The organism is Paenibacillus sp. JT22N12 (genome assembly GCF_056269365.1).
On record NZ_JBWDNU010000003.1, the window covers coordinates 887,703 to 904,358 of the forward strand.

Genomic DNA, 16,656 nt, shown 5'->3' on the forward strand with positions numbered 1-16,656 from the left:
CCCCCTAGGTAATATTCAAGTATTCTTTAATTCCGGCTACAACCTGAGCTGCAATGGCATCCTGTCTTGCCGGATCGAAGAGTGCTGCGGCATCGCCTTTGTTGGAGAGATATCCCGCTTCCAGAAGAATGGCCGGCATCGTCGTTTTCTTGATAACCACAAAGCTGGCTTGATGGACCTTCCGGTCGGGAAGAGCGGTCCCTGCCACGAGATGCTTATGTATCACATTCGCAAGCGCGAGACTGCTGGCACGGTTATAATACGTTTCCGAACCTGATGCTGACGAGCTTGTAGCCGAGTTCGCATGGAAGGAAATGAATATATCCGCATTCATATCATTGGCAATTTTGGCTCTGTCATCCAGCTCGACGAAGGTATCGTCCGACCGGGTCAGGTAAGCTTTAATTTTCGGTTCATTATCCAGCAGCGCCTTCACTTTAAGCGTGATGGACAGATTGTATTCTTTTTCGTGCTTGCCGTTAACGGCAGGCGCACCTGGATCTTTGCCTCCGTGGCCGGCATCCAGAACGATTTTGTATACGCCAGGATCTGCCGGATCAACATTACCTGGAATGCCTGGATCAACATTGACAGGATCGGTCGGGGCTACAACATCCGTAGGCTCCAGAACGTCAATGCGGATCACCTTGTCCTCCCGGGCAATATTAATAGGCGTCGGCGCTGTCAAATCCAGTACGACTCTTACCGTTGAAGGCTTGTCCTTAAACAAGGAATAACGCACACTTACGAGCGACGGATGATTATCCATCGAAAATTGTCCGGAATAGCCATTTGATAGATTTGCCATAAACGTAGACGAGAAGGCCGTGTATGGAAAATCTATAGCGATTTTCTGCTGAATTTCTCCGCTTCCCGCAATCGTTTCTTGTACCAGATCGCCTATTTCGCCGTCATACCTTACATAGATGCTTCCTATACCGTCATATTCAATGGTGTTGATCGTTCCGGTAGTTTCCGCCGACGGCGAACCATCGCTTCCGGTTTCCGTTCCGTCCTGTCCAGGGATTGTCCCGTCTCCAGTACCAGCGTTGCCATCCTCTTCACCTGGAAGCACTACTGGCGGTTTCTCGACTTCTTGTCTGGACTTGTCAAACATCTGGACCGTTCTTGTGGCGGTGTCCCAGGATACCTCGAGCCCAAACTGCTCTCCGACAAATCGAAGCGGTACAAGGGTAGTATTCTTCGATATGTATGCAGGCACGTCCAGAGAAACTTTCTGCCCATTCACCAATGCAGTTTTACTGCTGATCGTCAGGACCATAATCGTTTCCCCATTGGATATATTGACATTCGGGGAAGACCATGCCACATCAAAACCCAGTTCTTCCGTTACTGTTCGCAGCGGCACCATCGTCGTTTGTTTGACTATTTGCGGTGCTGCAGGCGATTGTAGTAGTTTGCCGTTCAAATAAAGCTTGGGAACAGGCACAGCGGCGGCAGCTCCCACCAGACCAGGGAACATAGAGACGAACAACGTTAATAACATTATAGCGGTTACAAACTTCTTCATCTTTCACCTCGATGACTTGATTTTCGCCTCCGAGCAGAGCGAACAGGCCGATGCTTACAGACATTTATTAGACGCAGCTTGTCAGAAAAAGTTGCGTATTCAGGAAAATTGTAACTCTATCGCCAATGAAAGATGAAACGGCTTGACGCGCACAAAATAAACTGAATCTGTAGTTTATGATATTTGAAATGCAAAAGGCCTCCGGCAAGACCGGAGGCCTGTATCAAAACCTATTGTTTTATAAATTAATCAAAAATTAATAGGCAACCCGGCTTGCTTCATAGGCTGAAATCGCCTCTTCATGCTGAAGAGTAAGGCCGATATCATCCAGCCCTTGCAGCAGGAATTGCCTGCGGTGCTCATCCAGATCGAAGGAAATTTCAAGCCCTGCGCCGTCAGTGAGTTTCTTGTTCAACAGATCCACCGTCAGCTTGTAGCCTTCTTCAGCCGCAGTGCGTTGGAACAGACCATCCACCTGCTCTTCGCTCAAGCGAATCGGCAGAATACCGTTCTTGAAGCAGTTATTGTAGAAAATATCTGCAAAAGAAGGTGCGATAATAACTTTAAAGCCATAATCAAGAATGGCCCAGGGCGCATGCTCACGCGAAGATCCGCAGCCGAAGTTGGCACGGGAGATCAATACCGAAGCGCCTTGATAACGCGGCTGGTTCAGGCTGAAATCAGGAATAACGTCACCCTTCTCATCCCAGCGCCACTCAAAAAAGAGGAATTGGCCAAAGCCGCTCCGTTCAATACGTTTAAGAAATTGTTTTGGAATAATGGCGTCCGTATCCACATTGACGCGGTCCACAGGGGCAACTAGCCCCGTCAGCTCTTTAAACTCTTCCATCTATGGTAACCCCTTTCGAATCTTGTTTCATGAAGTCAGGTCCGTCAAAACTAGCTCAGTACTTCGGATTTGATTTTCCAGTCGCGAACATCGGTGAATTTGCCCATAATGGCGGCAGCTGCTGCCATAGCCGGGGATACGAGATGCGTGCGTCCTCCGCGTCCTTGACGGCCTTCGAAGTTCCTGTTGGATGTCGATGCGCAGCGCTGTCCAGGCTGCAGAACATCGGGATTCATAGCCAGACACATGGAGCAGCCCGCATCGCGCCATTCGAATCCGGCGTCCGTGAAGATTTGATCCAGACCCTCCTGCTCGGCTTGAATTTTGACACGGCCCGATCCTGGAACCACAATGGCCGTAACACGGTCGCTGACCTTGTAGCCTTTGGCAATTTCAGCCGCAGCGCGCAGATCCTCAATCCGTCCATTCGTACAGGAGCCGATGAAAACATAATCAATCGGGATTTCATTCATAGGAGTTCCTGGTGTCAGACCCATATACTCCAAAGCCTTCTCTGCCGCTTTGCGTTCATTCTCCGTAGGAAGCTCAGCCGGTACTGGCACTTTCGACGTAATGTCTGTTCCCATACCAGGGCTTGTGCCCCAGGTCACTTGAGGAATCAGGGAATCTACATCAAATTCCAGCACTTTATCATAAGAGGCGCCGTCATCCGTGGCCAGATCCGTCCAAATCCGGACAGCGCGGTCAAAGGCTTCTCCCTGCGGTGAATACTCACGGCCGCGCAGGTAATTGAACGTGGTTTCGTCAGGAGCGATCAAGCCTGCCCGCGCACCGGCTTCAATCGACATATTGCAAACGGTCATCCGCTCTTCCATAGACAGGGAACGAATAGCCTCGCCCGTAAATTCCATGACATAACCGGTACCGAAATCGGTTCCGTATTTGGCGATGACGCCAAGAATCATATCCTTCGCGGTCACACCAGGCTTGCGGCTGCCGACAAAGCGGATTTCCATCGTTTTGGGCTTCGATTGCTGCAGACATTGCGTGGCCAGAACATGCTCCACTTCGGATGTTCCGATACCGAATGCCAATGCGCCAAAAGCGCCATGAGTCGAAGTGTGGCTGTCGCCGCAGACAATGGTTTTACCCGGATGAGTCAGTCCCAGCTCGGGTCCCATAACGTGAACGACCCCTTGATCGAGACTGTCCAGATCAAACAGCTTTACGCCAAAATCCTCGCAGTTTTGAGTCAGTGTGTCAATTTGCTGCTTGGAGATCGGGTCCGTGATATTGAAGCGGTCCTTCGTCGGTACATTGTGGTCCATCGTTGCAAAAGTCAAATCCGGACGGCGTACCTTACGGCCCGTCAAACGGAGTCCTTCAAAGGCCTGCGGGGATGTAACCTCATGCACCAGCTGCAAATCGATATACAAAACACTTGGTTTGCCCTCTTCGGCATGAATGACATGATTGTCCCAAATCTTCTCTACCATTGTTCTTTTTGCCATTGTTTTCACCTCATAAGTTCAATAATTCGTTCTCTTTTTTTATCGATGATAGTATCATAGCATTTCTTTCTTCATTGATCCAAGATATAATATCTATAACATCAATAGGTTAGGCCTATGGCACCCGTGTAACGAAAATATCGCTGAAGGAGCGTCACGCATCTTGGAATTCCGCCAACTGCAATATGTCATTCAGATCGCCAAAGAAAAAAACTTTTCCCGCGCCGCGGAAAAGCTTCATATCGCCCAGCCTTCCCTCAGCCAGCAGCTGTCGAAGCTGGAGAAGGAAATCGGTGTTCTGCTGTTTCGCCGGACCACTAATTCTGTCGAGATGACGCATGCCGGCTCCGTATTTGTGGACAAGGCGCAGAATATTCTCGACAGCATCGAACAGCTGAAGCAGGAGCTGGACGATATCGCCCATATGCGCAAAGGCAAGCTGGTTGTCGGCAGCCTGCCCATTACCGGCTCTCATGTTCTGCCGCTCGTGCTTCCGGTATTCGGCAGACAGTATCCGGAAATCGAAGTCGCGCTTGTCGAGGACAGCTCGTTCCGGCTGGAGCAGCTGACCGCAAGCGGACAAACGGACTTGAGTCTGCTGTCGCTGCCGCTTCACGAACCCTCTCTGGCCTGGGAGCCCTTGATCGAGGAGGAAATCTGTCTGGCCGTGCCTCCCGAGCATCCGCTTGCCCTTAAGAACGAGGCTGTAAACATCCAAGACCTCGCCCAAGAGCCCTTCGTACTGCTGAAGAAAGGACAAGGCTTCAGGCAAATCGCTATCGAGCTTTGCGAGAAAGCCGGATTTCAGCCCCGAATTGTATTCGAGAGCGGAAATATTGAAACCGTGCAATCGCTCGTCGCCGCCGGAATGGGCATCGCTTTTGTTCCCAAGATGGTGGCAAGGGCCAAGTGGTACGAATTCGCGCCTGCCTATTTGCCTTTTGCCGAGCCTGCGCCTTCGCGTACGCTTGTCATTGCAAGCCGCAAGGGACGGTATCTTTCGAAAGCGGCGGAGGCTTTCATCGAGACGATGAAATCAACAATCGAAAGTCATTTTCATTCTTGAATTTCCTTAGTAAAGCGATGGACGGCGATCCTCAAAAACGGGAATTTTTCCGCGTATTTGATCGACCAGCTCCAGATCGATTTCTGCCCGCAGAATGGTTTCTTCCTCCCCGGCTTCAGCGATGATTTCTCCCCATGGATCAATGATCAGCGAGTGACCGAAAAAGGAGCTTGTGCCGCTGGTGCCGCAGCGGTTGCAGGCGATCACGAACATCTGGTTCTCAATTGCGCGCGCCATAAGCAGCGTACGCCAGTGGTGCATTCGGGGATTCGGCCACTGTGCGGGAACAAACAACAGCTTCGCCCCATCCAGCGCCAGCTTCCGGGCCAGCTCCGGAAACCGGATGTCATAGCAGATCATCATACCGGCATCCGCTCCGGACACGCGCAAGCTGCCCACTTTATCCCCCGGCTGCAGATGCTTCTCTTCATTCATCAGACGGAACAAATGAATTTTCGAATACTTCGCCTCCACTTCGCCTTGGGCATTAAACACATAAGTCGTATTATAAACGCCCTCGTCCCTGCCCTCGGCAATAGAGCCTCCCACTATTTGAATACCATGCCCGCGGCTGAATGCAGAGAGCAGCGCCTTCGTCCGCTCACCCCCGCGGTCCGCAATTTCACTGATTTCTTCAAGCGCATACCCGGTATTCCACATTTCAGGCAGCATAATCAAATGCGGCTTGTCATTGCCCGCGGCCGCCTTCTCAAGCATGACTTCCAACTTCTTGAAATTCTCATCCGGATGACCGGCCTCCACATCCATCTGAACCAGAGCAATTCGCAGTTTATTCTTCGTAGTCATAGCTTGCGTCCACCTTCCTGTTCGGGCAGCATTTTCTTTTCCCTAATGATACCGCCTCATGGTTCTCTGTCAAGATGGGCATCGTAACAAGGTAACCATCTAACATGAATCGTAAAGGAGAAATGAAAATGAAAGTAAGTGCCAAGCTGATTTCTCTTCTGATGCTTGTTTTCTGTTTAATGATACCGGCTGTTGCCAGCGCCCGGTTGGCTGACGACGGAACCGCTTCTCAGAGGCCGGTTCAGGCCTTTGATATCGAAGCCGGAAAAGTCGTAAAATCCATTCCAAACAGCAAGGAATTCCAAACTTATGCGATCAATTGGCTGGGCTCTGTTACAGGTCTTGCCCCGCAGACCAAGCCGGATGACAAATGCGGCTATGTCTTCCGTATTCCGCTGAACGAGCCGGCAGTGGTCCAAGCTGGTTCTGTCACGGTGCGTACGGCAGATGTGTTTCTTTTTTATTGTCCCGGAAAGCCTCAGATTCTGCTCATCTTCGACGAGAACAGAAAGCCCTATTTGCTGCAGTTTAAAGCGGACACCAAGCCTTTCCTGGCTCAAATGGGACTTTAATGTGATTGTTGGCCTCCAGCGGGTCCCGGCCTTTCGTCAGCCACATTGCTCGACACCTCTTCCTATAATATGCTAAATTAGGCTTAGGTTTTTGGTACGCAGCAAATTAGTGGAGTGATTGAAGATGAAGGATATCAAATCTTTTCCAATAAGACCGGCAGACCGGATGTCCGGCTTGCCGGCGCAATTTTTTGCAGCGCTGGTCGGCAAGGCGGCAGCCCAGGCAGCCAAAGGGCGAGACGTTATCAATCTGGGGCAGGGCAATCCGGATCAACCTACCCCCGCGCATATTGTTGCGGCTCTGCAGGAAGCGGCACCCAATCCGGAATATCACCGCTACCCGCCCTTCAAGGGCTTTCCTTTCCTCAAGGAAGCCGTTGCCCAGCGTTATAAGGAGGACTATGGCGTTACCTTGGATCCTGAGAAGGAAGTCGCCATCTTGTTCGGCGGCAAGACCGGTCTGATCGAAATCAGCCAATGCCTGCTCAATCCAGGTGATATCTGTCTGGTTCCGGACCCGGGTTATCCCGATTACTGGTCGGGTGTCGCGCTTGCAGGCGGACGGATGGAATATATGCCGCTAACGGCAGACAACCAATTTCTCCCTGACTATGACGCCATACATAAAGACATCGCAGACCAGGCCAAGCTGATGTTCATCAATTACCCGAACAATCCCACAGGAGCCGTGGCCGGACCTGAATTTTATGCCCAAACGGTTGAATTCGCCGCGCGACATGACATTGTGGTGGCAAGTGATTTTGCATACGGGGCGATTGGCTTTGACGGCAACCAACCGGTCAGCTTTCTGCAGACCCCCGGAGCCAAGGAAGTCGGCATCGAGTTCTACACCTTATCCAAAACCTATAATATGGCAGGCTGGCGGGTTGGTTTTGCGCTTGGGAATCCGGAAATTATTTCACTCATTAATTTGATTCAGGATCATTATTACTGCAGTCTTTTCGGAGGCATACAAGCCGCATCGGCTGTTGCGCTAACCGGTCCCCAGGATTGCGTGACCGAGCTTCGCACAACGTACGAAAGCCGCAGGAACGCTCTCTACAATGCTATGGGCAGGATCGGCTGGGAAGCTCCCAAGCCCGGAGGCTCCTTCTTCTGCTGGCTGCCGGTGCCTAAAGGATATACCTCGGCCTCATTTGCCGATCTGGTCCTCGAGCGGGCTGATGTTGTCATCGCCCCAGGGATCGGCTTCGGGAGCTATGGCGAGAATTATGTCAGGCTGGGACTGCTTGCTCCGGAAGCGCGCCTCGAAGAAGCGGTGGCACGGATCGGCAGGCTCGGTCTCTTCGGGTAGTTTGCCCCATATTCTTGTTTCTTCATCAGGTGCAGGATGAGGTTCAGGAATGACCCCTGTCCACCGCCTTTACAGGTCGTGTCAGATCATGATATGCTTGATTTAATTGAACACGAACGTTGTGATGGGGAACAGTACGCAGGTTTGAGTCGTGCACAGAGAGTAAATTCGTCAGCTGCAAGAATTTACCCGACCAATGCAGAAATCCCGCCCCGGAACGGCCGGCGATGAGCCGGACAGCACCTGCTGTTATCAGGCTTGATGAAGCGAATGCGGCTTGTTTTCCTTTTAGGAGTACAAGACCGTTTTAATTAAGGTGGTACCGCGGAGGTTATACTTTCGTCCTTTCTATTTATGTAGAGGGCGGAAGTTTTTTTATTTTATTCAGGGGAAAGGATTTGCGATAATGACGGAACGAATCGTGGTCAAAATCGGCAGCAGCTCGCTGACATCGGATGAAGGCGGCTTGAACCGGGAACGGATTGCTTTCTTCTCCCGTGAACTGGCTTCGCTGTATGATGCCGGATATCAGGTGCTGCTCGTCACCTCCGGCGCAGTGGCTGCGGGTTTCCGCAAAATTGGGTACCGGTCGCGTCCAAAGCTTGTTCATGAAAAGCAGGCAGCTGCGGCTGTAGGCCAGGCTCTGCTGATGCAGGCCTATCAGGAAGCCTTCTCAGCCTACGGTACAAACGGCGGAATCGGTGTTGCGCAAATCCTGCTCACCCGTGCCGACTTTTCCAACCGCAGGCGAATCCAGAATGCATTAATGACCATTGAGGAGCTTCTGGAACAGCGGACCGTACCGGTCGTCAACGAGAATGACACGGTTGCAACGGACGAATTGAAATTCGGGGATAATGACACCCTCTCCGCGTTGGTCGCCAATCTTGTAAAAGCCAAGCGGCTGCTCATCTTAACCGATACGGACGGCCTGTACACAGAGGATCCCAGAATCAACCCCGAGGCGATCCGGATTGACCGGGTAGAGGTTATTTCCGAAGATCTCGTCAAGCTTGCCGGCGGCTCAGGATCTTCCGTTGGCACAGGCGGCATGCGCTCGAAAATTGAAGCCGCCCGGATTGCCATGCGCGGAGGCGTGCCTGCCTTTATCGGTCGGGTTCTTGAGCCCGGAGATATGCAGCTTGCGGTTGAAGGGGGCGGAAAAGGCACTTATTTTGATACAAGTCTACATAATCTGCCTATGAAAAAGCAATGGGTAGGCTTCCACTCGCATACCCAAGGACGGATTATCGTGGATGAAGGCGCCGAGAAAGCCCTTCTGCAGGGCGGAAAAAGCTTGCTTCCTGCGGGGATTCGGGAGATCGAAGGCGAGTTTCATCCCGGCGACGTCGTGGAAGTCGTTAATCTGCAGCAGCAAACCATCGGCCGCGGTGTCGTGAACTATGCCGCATGGCAAATCCAGGCCGTCGCCGGGCTCAGCACGCAGGAGGTCCGCCGGAGGGTTGAAGTCAACCGGATTGAAGTCATACACCGCGATGAATGGGTATCGTTCAGCGGATAGAGAAGTCACAGCAAAACTCTAAAGCCTATGCTTCCGAAGTGAGTTTTCCTGTTCAACGAAGAAGTATATCCCATGATGGATCACAGCAAAACTCTTAGGAGGGAACTATAAATGAGCGAAGTACGCGAGAAGGCGGCCCTTGCCAAGCAAGCGGCTGCCATAATGAACCGGATGACAACAGAGCAAAAAAATGCTGCCCTGCTGGCCATGGCCGATGCACTCGTTCGCGAGCATGCCTCGATCACTGCGGCCAACGGACTTGATATCAAACGCGGTCGTGAGAACGGAACGAGTGAATCATTGCTGGACCGGCTTAAACTGAATGAGCAGCGGGTTGCGGCAATAGCAGACGCGCTGCGTCTCGTTGCCGGGCTGCCGGATCCGGCAGGTCAGGTTCTGGAATCCTTCGACCGTCCCAACGGCCTGCAGATTACCAAAATCTCCGTGCCGCTTGGTGTAATCGGCATGATTTACGAAGCGCGTCCGAACGTCACGGTAGACGCCGCAGGTCTTTGCCTCAAAACAGGCAATACCGTTGTCCTGCGCGGCGGATCGGCTGCCATCGAATCGAACCGGAGGATCATTGAAGTACTGCGCGGCGCACTGGAGGAGTCGGCGCTGCCCCCTGACGCGATTCAGCTGATAGAGGATCCCAACCGCTCATCTGTGGATGAAATGCTGAAACTCAATGGCCTGCTCGACGTGGTTATTCCCCGCGGCGGGGCTTCCCTGATTCGCAATGTAGTGGACAATGCAACTGTGCCGGTTATAGAAACGGGCGCCGGAATCTGTCATACTTTCGTCGATGAGAGCGCCGATCCGCAAATGGCCTCCGATATTGCCTTCAATGCGAAGGTTCAGCGCCCATCCGTATGCAATTCGATGGAAACCTTGCTCGTGCATGAAGCATTCACCGCAGATCATCTGCGATTGATTGCTGACCGGCTATTAGCCGCCAATGTTGAAATTCGCGGATGCGAACGGACCTCCGCACTTATTCCTGAGGCCAAAGCGGTAACCGAAGAGGATTATGCCACTGAATACAATGATTACATTCTAAACATCAGAATTGTAAATAATCTGGACGAAGCGCTTGCTCATATCGGGAAATATGGAACCATGCACTCGGAGTGCATCGTCACCGGGAATCAAGCGAATGCCGCGCGTTTTCTCCAGGAGATCGACGCTGCAGCTGTCTACCATAATGCATCCACGCGCTTCACAGATGGCTTTGAATTCGGCTATGGCGCAGAGATCGGCATCAGCACGCAGAAGCTGCATGCGCGTGGTCCTATGGGCCTTCCGGCTCTGACGACAACAAAATTCCTAATTTCCGGCAGCGGGCAAATCAGAGGTTGATGAGGAGGTTATCTTTAAAATGTCACAATTATTCTCTGCCGGTGTTTCACCACAGATCAGTTCGCTCCGGTTGTGCTTTTACGGTGCGGGATCGATGGCGGAAGCGATTGTTCGCGGCCTGCTGGACCAGGGGCTGACCGCACCCGGACAGATCGGTATCATCAATCGCCAGAATGCAGCCCGGCTTGACGAGCTTGCCGCGCGTTACGGCGTTCAGGCCGCGTTTGATAATGAAGCCAAAACAACCATGATCGGCGAAGCCGATATCGTATTTCTGGCAATAAAACCCAAGGATGCCGCTGAGGCATTGAAGCAGCTGCGCCATGTGCTTCGCCCCGATCAATTGATCGTCTCGGTTATCGCCGGCCTGTCGATTCATACGATGGAAACACTGCTGGGCCAGCCGATGAACATTGTCCGCACGATGCCCAATACGTCAAGCACGATCGGTCTTGGCGCAACGGGCATCAGCTTCTCCTCCACGGTCTCCGAGGGACAGCGCAGCCTCGCAGAGGCCATGTTCAAATCCGTCGGCATGACGGCAGTCGTCGAGGAGCATCTTCTGGATGTAGTGACAGGTCTCTCGGGCAGCGGTCCCGCTTATATTTATTATGTCATGGAAGCGATGATCGAAGCCGGCCGGGGCCGCGGTCTCAGCGAGGAGGCTTCCCGCGAATTGACAATCCAGACCGTTCTGGGCGCCGCCCATATGGTCAAGGCGACCCATGAGCATCCGGCGGAGCTGAGAAGAAAAGTGACTTCCCCCAACGGAACGACACAAGCCGCAATAGAGACGCTTGACGCGCACGGCTTCACCCAAGCCCTCGTCCATGCGATAGGGCGGGCCACCGACCGCGCCGCCGAGATGGGCAAAGACATCGAGAGGAGTGCAACTCATGAGTGATCAGGTATGCATCGCGACTTACCGCTGTTATGACGATAAAGCTGATTTTCACAAGAAAGCCCAGGGCATTGCTGTCGGGCTGACCGTTGGCAGCTGGACCGATTTGCCCGAAGCCCGCAAGGCGGAGATGGAAAAGCATCTTGGGCGTGTCATAGACGTCAGCGTTCATGAGCCGGAAGGTGCGGTGCCCGGCGAGCGGTTTGCCGACCTCCAGATCGCGTATCCAGACATTAATTTCAGCCGCGATCTCCCCGCCCTGCTCGTCACCGTATTCGGCAAGCTGTCGATGGATGGCAAAATTAAGCTGCTGGATCTTCAATTTTCCTCAGCCTTCACTTCGGCATTCCCCGGCCCCAAATTCGGTATTGCCGGGGTAAGGAAGCTGCTTGGCGTCCACGACCGCCCTCTGCTGATGAGCATATTCAAATCCGTCATCGGCCATGACCTGACCAATTTGCGGGAGCAATTTTATCAGCAGGCCCTGGGCGGAGTCGATTTGATCAAGGATGACGAAATTCTCTTCGAGAACCCGTTGACTCCATTGGAGAAACGGGTAGAGGTTTGCATGGATGCCGCGCGTCAGGCGGAACGCGAAACCGGACAGAAGCTGCTGTATGCAGTCAATCTGACGGGGCCGACCTCACAGCTTGCCGCTAATGCCAAACGGGCAATCCGTGCAGGCGCTAATGCGCTCCTGTTCAATGTATTGGCGTATGGCTACGATGCCCTGCATGAATTGAGCTGCGACCCGGACATCGCCGTCCCGATCGCCGCCCATCCCGCCATGGCAGGCGCTTTCTATCCGTCGCCGCATTATGGGATCTCCGCCCCGCTGCTGCTGGGCAAGCTGATGCGTCTTGCCGGGGCCGATCTGGTGCTCTTCCCTTCGCCTTACGGCTCTGTTGTTATGCCTAGAGAAGAAAATCTTGCTGTCCAGGCAGCTCTCGTCGATCCCGGCCTCCCCGTTCCGTCCAGCTTTCCCGTCCCTTCTGCGGGTATCCATCCCGGACTGGTTCCGCTTATTTTGCGCGACTTTGGACAGGAAGTCGTTGTCAACGCGGGCGGCGGCATTCATGGCCATCCCAAGGGGACAGCGGCGGGCGGACAAGCTTTCCGTCAGGCCATAGCGGCAACGCTTGCCGGAATTTCACTGCCAACGGCAGCGGAGCAGCCGGGACAAGAAGCTTTGAAAGCGGCCATCGCCAGCTGGGGGTATAAGGAATGAGCCTGGAAAAAACGAATCCGGTATCGGCCAGTGGGAAAAAGCGCATCATTTTTTGCGATTTTGACGGGACTATTACCGAGAACGACAATATCGTGGCCATCGTGCGGCATTTCAATCCGCCGGGCTGGGAGCAGATCGTCGATGATGTCGTGTCAGAGCGCAAATCCATCCGCGAGGGTGTCGGCGAGATGTTCCGCCTGCTTCCGGCAGCGCGAAAAAAAGAGGTTGTGGAATACGCAATCAGCAATGCGCGCATTCGTGCGGGCTTCAGCGATCTGCTGGCATACAGCGAAGCCCATGATATCGAATTTTATGTAACGAGCGGCGGGATTGATTTTTTTGTATATCCCCTGCTTGCTCCCTTTGGCATTGCCGAGGACCATATATACTGCAACGGCAGCGATTTTACAGGAGAGCAGATCGAAATCACCTGGCCTCATCCCTGCGACGGAAACTGCAGCAACGACTGCGGCATGTGCAAAACGACCATCATCAGGCGCTTTCCTTCTGAGGCGTACACGCGGATATTGATAGGCGACAGCGTAACGGATTTTGAAGGGGCCAAGCTGGCTGACGTCGTATTTGCCCGTTCCCACCTGATCAGCAAATGCAAGGAGCTTGGACTGCCTTATAATGAATTTGAGACGTTTCATGATGTGATTGCCGTTCTTAAACATGAGGAGGATTCCCATTAATATGATTTTTGCAGACATTGCTACTGAAGAGAAACAACGGGTTCTGGCCGAGCTTGGCGAGGTCAAGCGTTTATTCGCTTCCCGCGGCTGGTTCGCCGGAACAAGCGGCAATCTGTCCATCCGGGCAGGAGAGTTTGCACCCGATTCGTTCAACTTTGCCATAACGGCAAGCGGGAAAGACAAGTCGCTCTCAACGCCGGAGGATTTTCTGTTCGTCGATCAGAACGGGTCACCCAGCGAAACCACCAGGTTAAAGCCATCCGCAGAAACCTTGATTCACTGCGAGATTTACAAGCTAACCGGATGCGGAGCCATTTTCCATGTCCACACCGTTATGAATAATGTGATATCTGAACTGTTCTGGGACCGCAAATCGATCCCCGTTAACGGCGTGGAGCTGATCAAGGCTTTTAATATCTGGGAGGAAGAAGCCCATATTGAAATTCCCATTGTCTCGAATTTCGCTCACATTCCAAGCATCGTTCCGGAGATCACTGACCGGCTGGATCCGCGAATTCCCGGCATCATGCTGCGCAAGCACGGCATCTATGCCTGGGGCGCCAATGCTTTTGAAGCCAAACGGCATTTGGAGGCATTCGAGTTTCTGTTCGAATATGTTTACCGCTGGGAGCTGCTGCAGCGAAAATAAGGAATCATTTCAGCAGTATACTTCATCCGGCAGATTGGGCGGCATAGATGGCGCTTGACCTTCACGCAGGGTCAACGTTTACAATCGGACATGAAGGAGATGGTTCATATGCCGCTGTACATCCATGAAACCGCAAAATGGCTCGGGACTACGCCCCGGGCCATTCGTTTATATGAAGAAAAAGGATTGATCACGCCGGACAAATCTCCTGTGAACGGATATCGCATCTATAGGAAGCAGGACCTTGAGCGTCTGCGGTGGATTATTGCGCTGCGGGAGCTGGGCTTATCCCTGGCTGCGATCAGTGACATGATTCCCTCAGCCCAGCCATTCCTCCGGGCAGATGAAGATTCGGAATCCATGGATTCCACAGACATCCCGGATCATGCTCCCGGCATATCCTCGCATACCCGGAAAGATGCCTCACTCGCGCTTCTCGGCAAGCTGGATGAAGCCAGAAAAGCGATCTACGAGGAATGGTCCCGTCTCTCGCAAGCGCTGCAGGCCCTGGACAGAATGCTTGCATCAGGATTTGTCCGGCAGGATCTGACTTTAACGGAGCTTGAATCAACCGCCGCCGAAATCAGGCAATTGTCAGCCGTAAGAAGCTCCTGGCATGATCAATGGGATTATGACCGTCTGGCCGCGAGCCATCGTGAGCTGGCCGTTCTTCAGGCGCTTCACCCGCTGGTGAATGAACAAAACTATCAGCTTGCACATGATGCTATTGCGCAGTGGATCGATCCTGTCTCTGGCGATCGCGGGATTGACCTCGCCGCGGGAACCGGCAGTCTGACCGCCCGTCTGGCCCGGTCGGGGGCTGTATTAACGGCGGTAGAGCAATCCGTGGAAATGCTCGCCCTTCTGCGCAAAAGCCTGCCTGAAATCGAAGCAAAGCAGGGAAATCTGCTCGCGCTGCCCTTCCAGGGAGCGGCATTTGATTTTGCCTCATGCGCTTTTGCCATGCACTATCTGGATGAGCGTCAGCAGCAGCTGGCTCTGGCCGAAATGGATCGTATACTGCTGCCTGACGGCCGTCTTTGTCTGGCGGGTGTTGTGATTGAATCATCCCCGGCGGATCCTCCAGCGAAATCGCCAGCACAATATCCAACCGACCCCAAGCAGGTGGCCGCATGGCTCGGACAGCTTGGCTATGAAACCATTATGCCGACGCTCACGCCCTCGCTGTGGATCATTTTTGCACACAAGCAAAGACGGAACCGAACATGAATGGTTATGCTGCCATTTTAACCATGCCTCGAATTATCACTGCATCCCGGATTGGAGACGCTCCGCCCCCATCACCGCCAATTCAATTTTGTTAATGCCCAGGCAGTGTTCATTCGTAATTTCAAAAATCGGCGGCAAAGGCAGGCTTTCAAAATATTGCTCGATCCCCCCTGCCCATTGCATCCAATCCTCACCGCCCGCCCGTTCGAAGGGCTCGTCGGACCAGGCTGCCTCGAGCACCGGGCTGTAAAGCGGCTTGGCGCCGTTAATGAGCCCGCATCCATTCAGACGCTCGGAATATCGCTTGGGCTGCCGGCCGCCGCTTCTCCTGGAAGCAAACAAATGCGGAGCGTAATCGGCCCTGGAGCCCGTATGGGGAACCGCCCTCACAAAAGCGAGCACGCCTTCGAATACCTCCGGCACTCCGAATAGAATCGCATACAACCGTTTACCGAATTCAATCCGCTCCTGCAGGCTGCTGAAGTCTTCAAGCACAAGCCCGGCGAGCTTCATCTGCCCAGCCACCGGCGAACCGTAGGGCATAAATACCGCATTGGTCTGAAGCGGGGATTGCAGTTGAAAAACAAGCTTGCTCAGCACATGCTCCTCATAGAAAGGCTGCTCCACCACACGCTTTTCGATGAAATGCTGTTCGTTCACGATGAGCGCCGTCGTCAGCAGCGCTGTCTCTTTACGCTGCCAGAATTGAGCCCATACACAGCTCATGAAGCTGGATACTCCCAGCTCCGGGAGAAGATGCGAGTAATTCATGCCGTTCCTTTTCCCCGCCTCATACAGCAGCAGCTGGGGATAGGCATCCGAGAAAATCAGGGCATTCGCCCGCTCCAGCAGGAGAAAGTCTGACCTCCGCTGCTCTTCAGGGAGCAGTCTTGGCAGCAAATCCCCCTGCAGGTCAGTCATGTTCCAACCGCCATTGCGGGAAACCATATGAGCAAGCAGCGCCCAATGCAGCTCCGGACAGCGAAAATAAATGGCTCGGTAAGCCTCTGTGCGCGTAATGTTGTTGCGGTTGGCCCGCTCGGCATCAAGCTGTATCCGATAAAGCAAAGTGCGCTCCGCCTTGTTGATTTCCTTGTGTTTGCCTGAATGCTCCGCCCGATCCGATTCAGCAGCTTTATTCATCTCCGTCCAGGCTGTATGAAGCCTGCGAACCGAATCCTCCTGCAGACGGGGAAGCTTGGCCGTATCAGCCAGGTGCCTCGAAAGCTTCCGGGCATTTCTCTTCTCCTCCAACAACCGGATAGCTTTCATAGGGAGCTTTATTATGTTTTTGATTATTTGGTATACTCGTTTTAGTAATGAATGCTGATCCGCCAAATTCCCAGTCCCCATCCTGCCGCCCCTTTACACTGCTATTATTCATCAGTATAGGCAAGCCGGGGCGCTGTTAGCCATTCAGGAGGCTCCCTTCTTGAAGGACTGCGGCTTGCAGCCAACG

Annotated in this window: 15 protein-coding genes; 10 read left to right on the plus strand and 5 right to left on the minus strand. The window is 53.1% G+C overall.

The genetic code is table 11. The annotated features are described in order from the left end of the window. Nucleotides 1-4: 4 nt before the first annotated feature. From AC0YOA_RS15470 to leuC, 3 genes are all read right to left on the minus strand, one after another. Nucleotides 5-1,531 carry an N-acetylmuramoyl-L-alanine amidase gene (locus tag AC0YOA_RS15470; RefSeq protein WP_210040371.1) on the minus strand — a complete coding sequence of 509 codons (1,527 nt, stop codon included), beginning with the start codon at nucleotides 1,529-1,531 and terminating at the stop codon, nucleotides 5-7. A 256-nt stretch (nucleotides 1,532-1,787) separates the two neighbouring features. Beyond that, nucleotides 1,788-2,381: a 3-isopropylmalate dehydratase small subunit gene (gene leuD / locus AC0YOA_RS15475; protein ID WP_475787344.1), complete on the minus strand. Its 594-nt coding sequence runs from the start codon at nucleotides 2,379-2,381 to the stop codon at nucleotides 1,788-1,790. 50 nt (nucleotides 2,382-2,431) lie between these two features. Next, nucleotides 2,432-3,853: a 3-isopropylmalate dehydratase large subunit gene (gene leuC / locus AC0YOA_RS15480; protein ID WP_475787345.1), complete on the minus strand. Its 1,422-nt coding sequence runs from the start codon at nucleotides 3,851-3,853 to the stop codon at nucleotides 2,432-2,434. Between the two features lie 163 nt (nucleotides 3,854-4,016). Here leuC and AC0YOA_RS15485 point away from each other — a divergent pair, with 163 nt between their 5' ends. Then, nucleotides 4,017-4,919, plus strand: coding sequence for a LysR family transcriptional regulator (locus tag AC0YOA_RS15485; protein WP_475787346.1), 903 nt, complete (start codon nucleotides 4,017-4,019; stop codon nucleotides 4,917-4,919). 6 nt (nucleotides 4,920-4,925) lie between these two features. Here AC0YOA_RS15485 and AC0YOA_RS15490 read toward each other — a convergent pair whose 3' ends face one another. Then, nucleotides 4,926-5,726, minus strand: a complete 801-nt coding sequence (locus tag AC0YOA_RS15490; protein ID WP_475787347.1) for a carbon-nitrogen family hydrolase — start codon at nucleotides 5,724-5,726, stop codon at nucleotides 4,926-4,928. 128 nt (nucleotides 5,727-5,854) lie between these two features. Between AC0YOA_RS15490 and AC0YOA_RS15495 the strand changes: the two genes are divergently transcribed. The 9 genes from AC0YOA_RS15495 to AC0YOA_RS15535 all read left to right on the plus strand — a co-directional run bounded on the left by AC0YOA_RS15495 (nucleotide 5,855) and on the right by AC0YOA_RS15535 (nucleotide 15,197). After that, nucleotides 5,855-6,298, plus strand: coding sequence for a hypothetical protein (locus AC0YOA_RS15495; protein WP_475787348.1), 444 nt, complete (start codon nucleotides 5,855-5,857; stop codon nucleotides 6,296-6,298). 124 nt (nucleotides 6,299-6,422) lie between these two features. Beyond that, complete coding sequence (locus AC0YOA_RS15500; protein ID WP_475787349.1) at nucleotides 6,423-7,613, plus strand: aminotransferase class I/II-fold pyridoxal phosphate-dependent enzyme; 1,191 nt, start codon at nucleotides 6,423-6,425, stop codon at nucleotides 7,611-7,613. 406 nt (nucleotides 7,614-8,019) lie between these two features. After that, nucleotides 8,020-9,135: a glutamate 5-kinase gene (gene proB / locus AC0YOA_RS15505; protein ID WP_475787350.1), complete on the plus strand. Its 1,116-nt coding sequence runs from the start codon at nucleotides 8,020-8,022 to the stop codon at nucleotides 9,133-9,135. Nucleotides 9,136-9,246: 111 nt separating this feature from the next. Next, the gene (locus AC0YOA_RS15510; RefSeq protein ID WP_475787351.1) at nucleotides 9,247-10,494 is read left to right on the plus strand and encodes a glutamate-5-semialdehyde dehydrogenase; all 1,248 of its coding nucleotides are present in this window, start codon (nucleotides 9,247-9,249) and stop codon (nucleotides 10,492-10,494) included. A gap of 19 nt (nucleotides 10,495-10,513) precedes the next feature. Beyond that, nucleotides 10,514-11,398, plus strand: coding sequence for a pyrroline-5-carboxylate reductase (gene proC, locus AC0YOA_RS15515; RefSeq protein WP_475787352.1), 885 nt, complete (start codon nucleotides 10,514-10,516; stop codon nucleotides 11,396-11,398). Then, nucleotides 11,391-12,623: a 2,3-diketo-5-methylthiopentyl-1-phosphate enolase gene (locus tag AC0YOA_RS15520; RefSeq protein ID WP_475787353.1), complete on the plus strand. Its 1,233-nt coding sequence runs from the start codon at nucleotides 11,391-11,393 to the stop codon at nucleotides 12,621-12,623. The genes proC and AC0YOA_RS15520 overlap by 8 nt, the downstream gene beginning before the upstream one ends. Continuing rightward, entirely contained in the window at nucleotides 12,620-13,318 is a 699-nt protein-coding gene (locus AC0YOA_RS15525) for a 2-hydroxy-3-keto-5-methylthiopentenyl-1-phosphate phosphatase (protein ID WP_475787354.1), read from the plus strand. The genes AC0YOA_RS15520 and AC0YOA_RS15525 overlap by 4 nt, the downstream gene beginning before the upstream one ends. 1 nt (nucleotide 13,319) lies before the next feature. Beyond that, nucleotides 13,320-13,967: a methylthioribulose 1-phosphate dehydratase gene (gene mtnB / locus AC0YOA_RS15530; RefSeq protein WP_475787355.1), complete on the plus strand. Its 648-nt coding sequence runs from the start codon at nucleotides 13,320-13,322 to the stop codon at nucleotides 13,965-13,967. A gap of 108 nt (nucleotides 13,968-14,075) precedes the next feature. Continuing rightward, on the plus strand, nucleotides 14,076-15,197 hold the full coding sequence (locus tag AC0YOA_RS15535; RefSeq protein WP_475787356.1) for a MerR family transcriptional regulator: 1,122 nt from the start codon (nucleotides 14,076-14,078) through the stop codon (nucleotides 15,195-15,197). A gap of 36 nt (nucleotides 15,198-15,233) precedes the next feature. On the opposite strand, the gene AC0YOA_RS15540 is transcribed toward AC0YOA_RS15535, so the two are convergent. After that, nucleotides 15,234-16,469 carry a DUF2515 family protein gene (locus AC0YOA_RS15540; protein ID WP_475787357.1) on the minus strand — a complete coding sequence of 412 codons (1,236 nt, stop codon included), beginning with the start codon at nucleotides 16,467-16,469 and terminating at the stop codon, nucleotides 15,234-15,236. Nucleotides 16,470-16,656 lie beyond the last annotated feature (187 nt).

Bases quoted from the DNA above. Each gene is read 5' to 3' on its own strand.
- AC0YOA_RS15470 (WP_210040371.1), bottom strand. From the start codon at position 1,531: ATGAAGAAGTTTGTAACCGCTATAATGTTATTAACGTTGTTCGTCTCT.
- leuD (WP_475787344.1), bottom strand. From the start codon at position 2,381: ATGGAAGAGTTTAAAGAGCTGACGGGGCTAGTTGCCCCTGTGGACCGC.
- leuC (WP_475787345.1), bottom strand. From the start codon at position 3,853: ATGGCAAAAAGAACAATGGTAGAGAAGATTTGGGACAATCATGTCATT.
- AC0YOA_RS15490 (WP_475787347.1), bottom strand. From the start codon at position 5,726: ATGACTACGAAGAATAAACTGCGAATTGCTCTGGTTCAGATGGATGTG.
- AC0YOA_RS15495 (WP_475787348.1), top strand. From the start codon at position 5,855: ATGAAAGTAAGTGCCAAGCTGATTTCTCTTCTGATGCTTGTTTTCTGT.
- AC0YOA_RS15500 (WP_475787349.1), top strand. From the start codon at position 6,423: ATGAAGGATATCAAATCTTTTCCAATAAGACCGGCAGACCGGATGTCC.
- proB (WP_475787350.1), top strand. From the start codon at position 8,020: ATGACGGAACGAATCGTGGTCAAAATCGGCAGCAGCTCGCTGACATCG.
- AC0YOA_RS15510 (WP_475787351.1), top strand. From the start codon at position 9,247: ATGAGCGAAGTACGCGAGAAGGCGGCCCTTGCCAAGCAAGCGGCTGCC.
- proC (WP_475787352.1), top strand. From the start codon at position 10,514: ATGTCACAATTATTCTCTGCCGGTGTTTCACCACAGATCAGTTCGCTC.
- AC0YOA_RS15520 (WP_475787353.1), top strand. From the start codon at position 11,391: ATGAGTGATCAGGTATGCATCGCGACTTACCGCTGTTATGACGATAAA.
- AC0YOA_RS15525 (WP_475787354.1), top strand. From the start codon at position 12,620: ATGAGCCTGGAAAAAACGAATCCGGTATCGGCCAGTGGGAAAAAGCGC.
- mtnB (WP_475787355.1), top strand. From the start codon at position 13,320: ATGATTTTTGCAGACATTGCTACTGAAGAGAAACAACGGGTTCTGGCC.
- AC0YOA_RS15535 (WP_475787356.1), top strand. From the start codon at position 14,076: ATGCCGCTGTACATCCATGAAACCGCAAAATGGCTCGGGACTACGCCC.
- AC0YOA_RS15540 (WP_475787357.1), bottom strand. From the start codon at position 16,469: ATGAAAGCTATCCGGTTGTTGGAGGAGAAGAGAAATGCCCGGAAGCTT.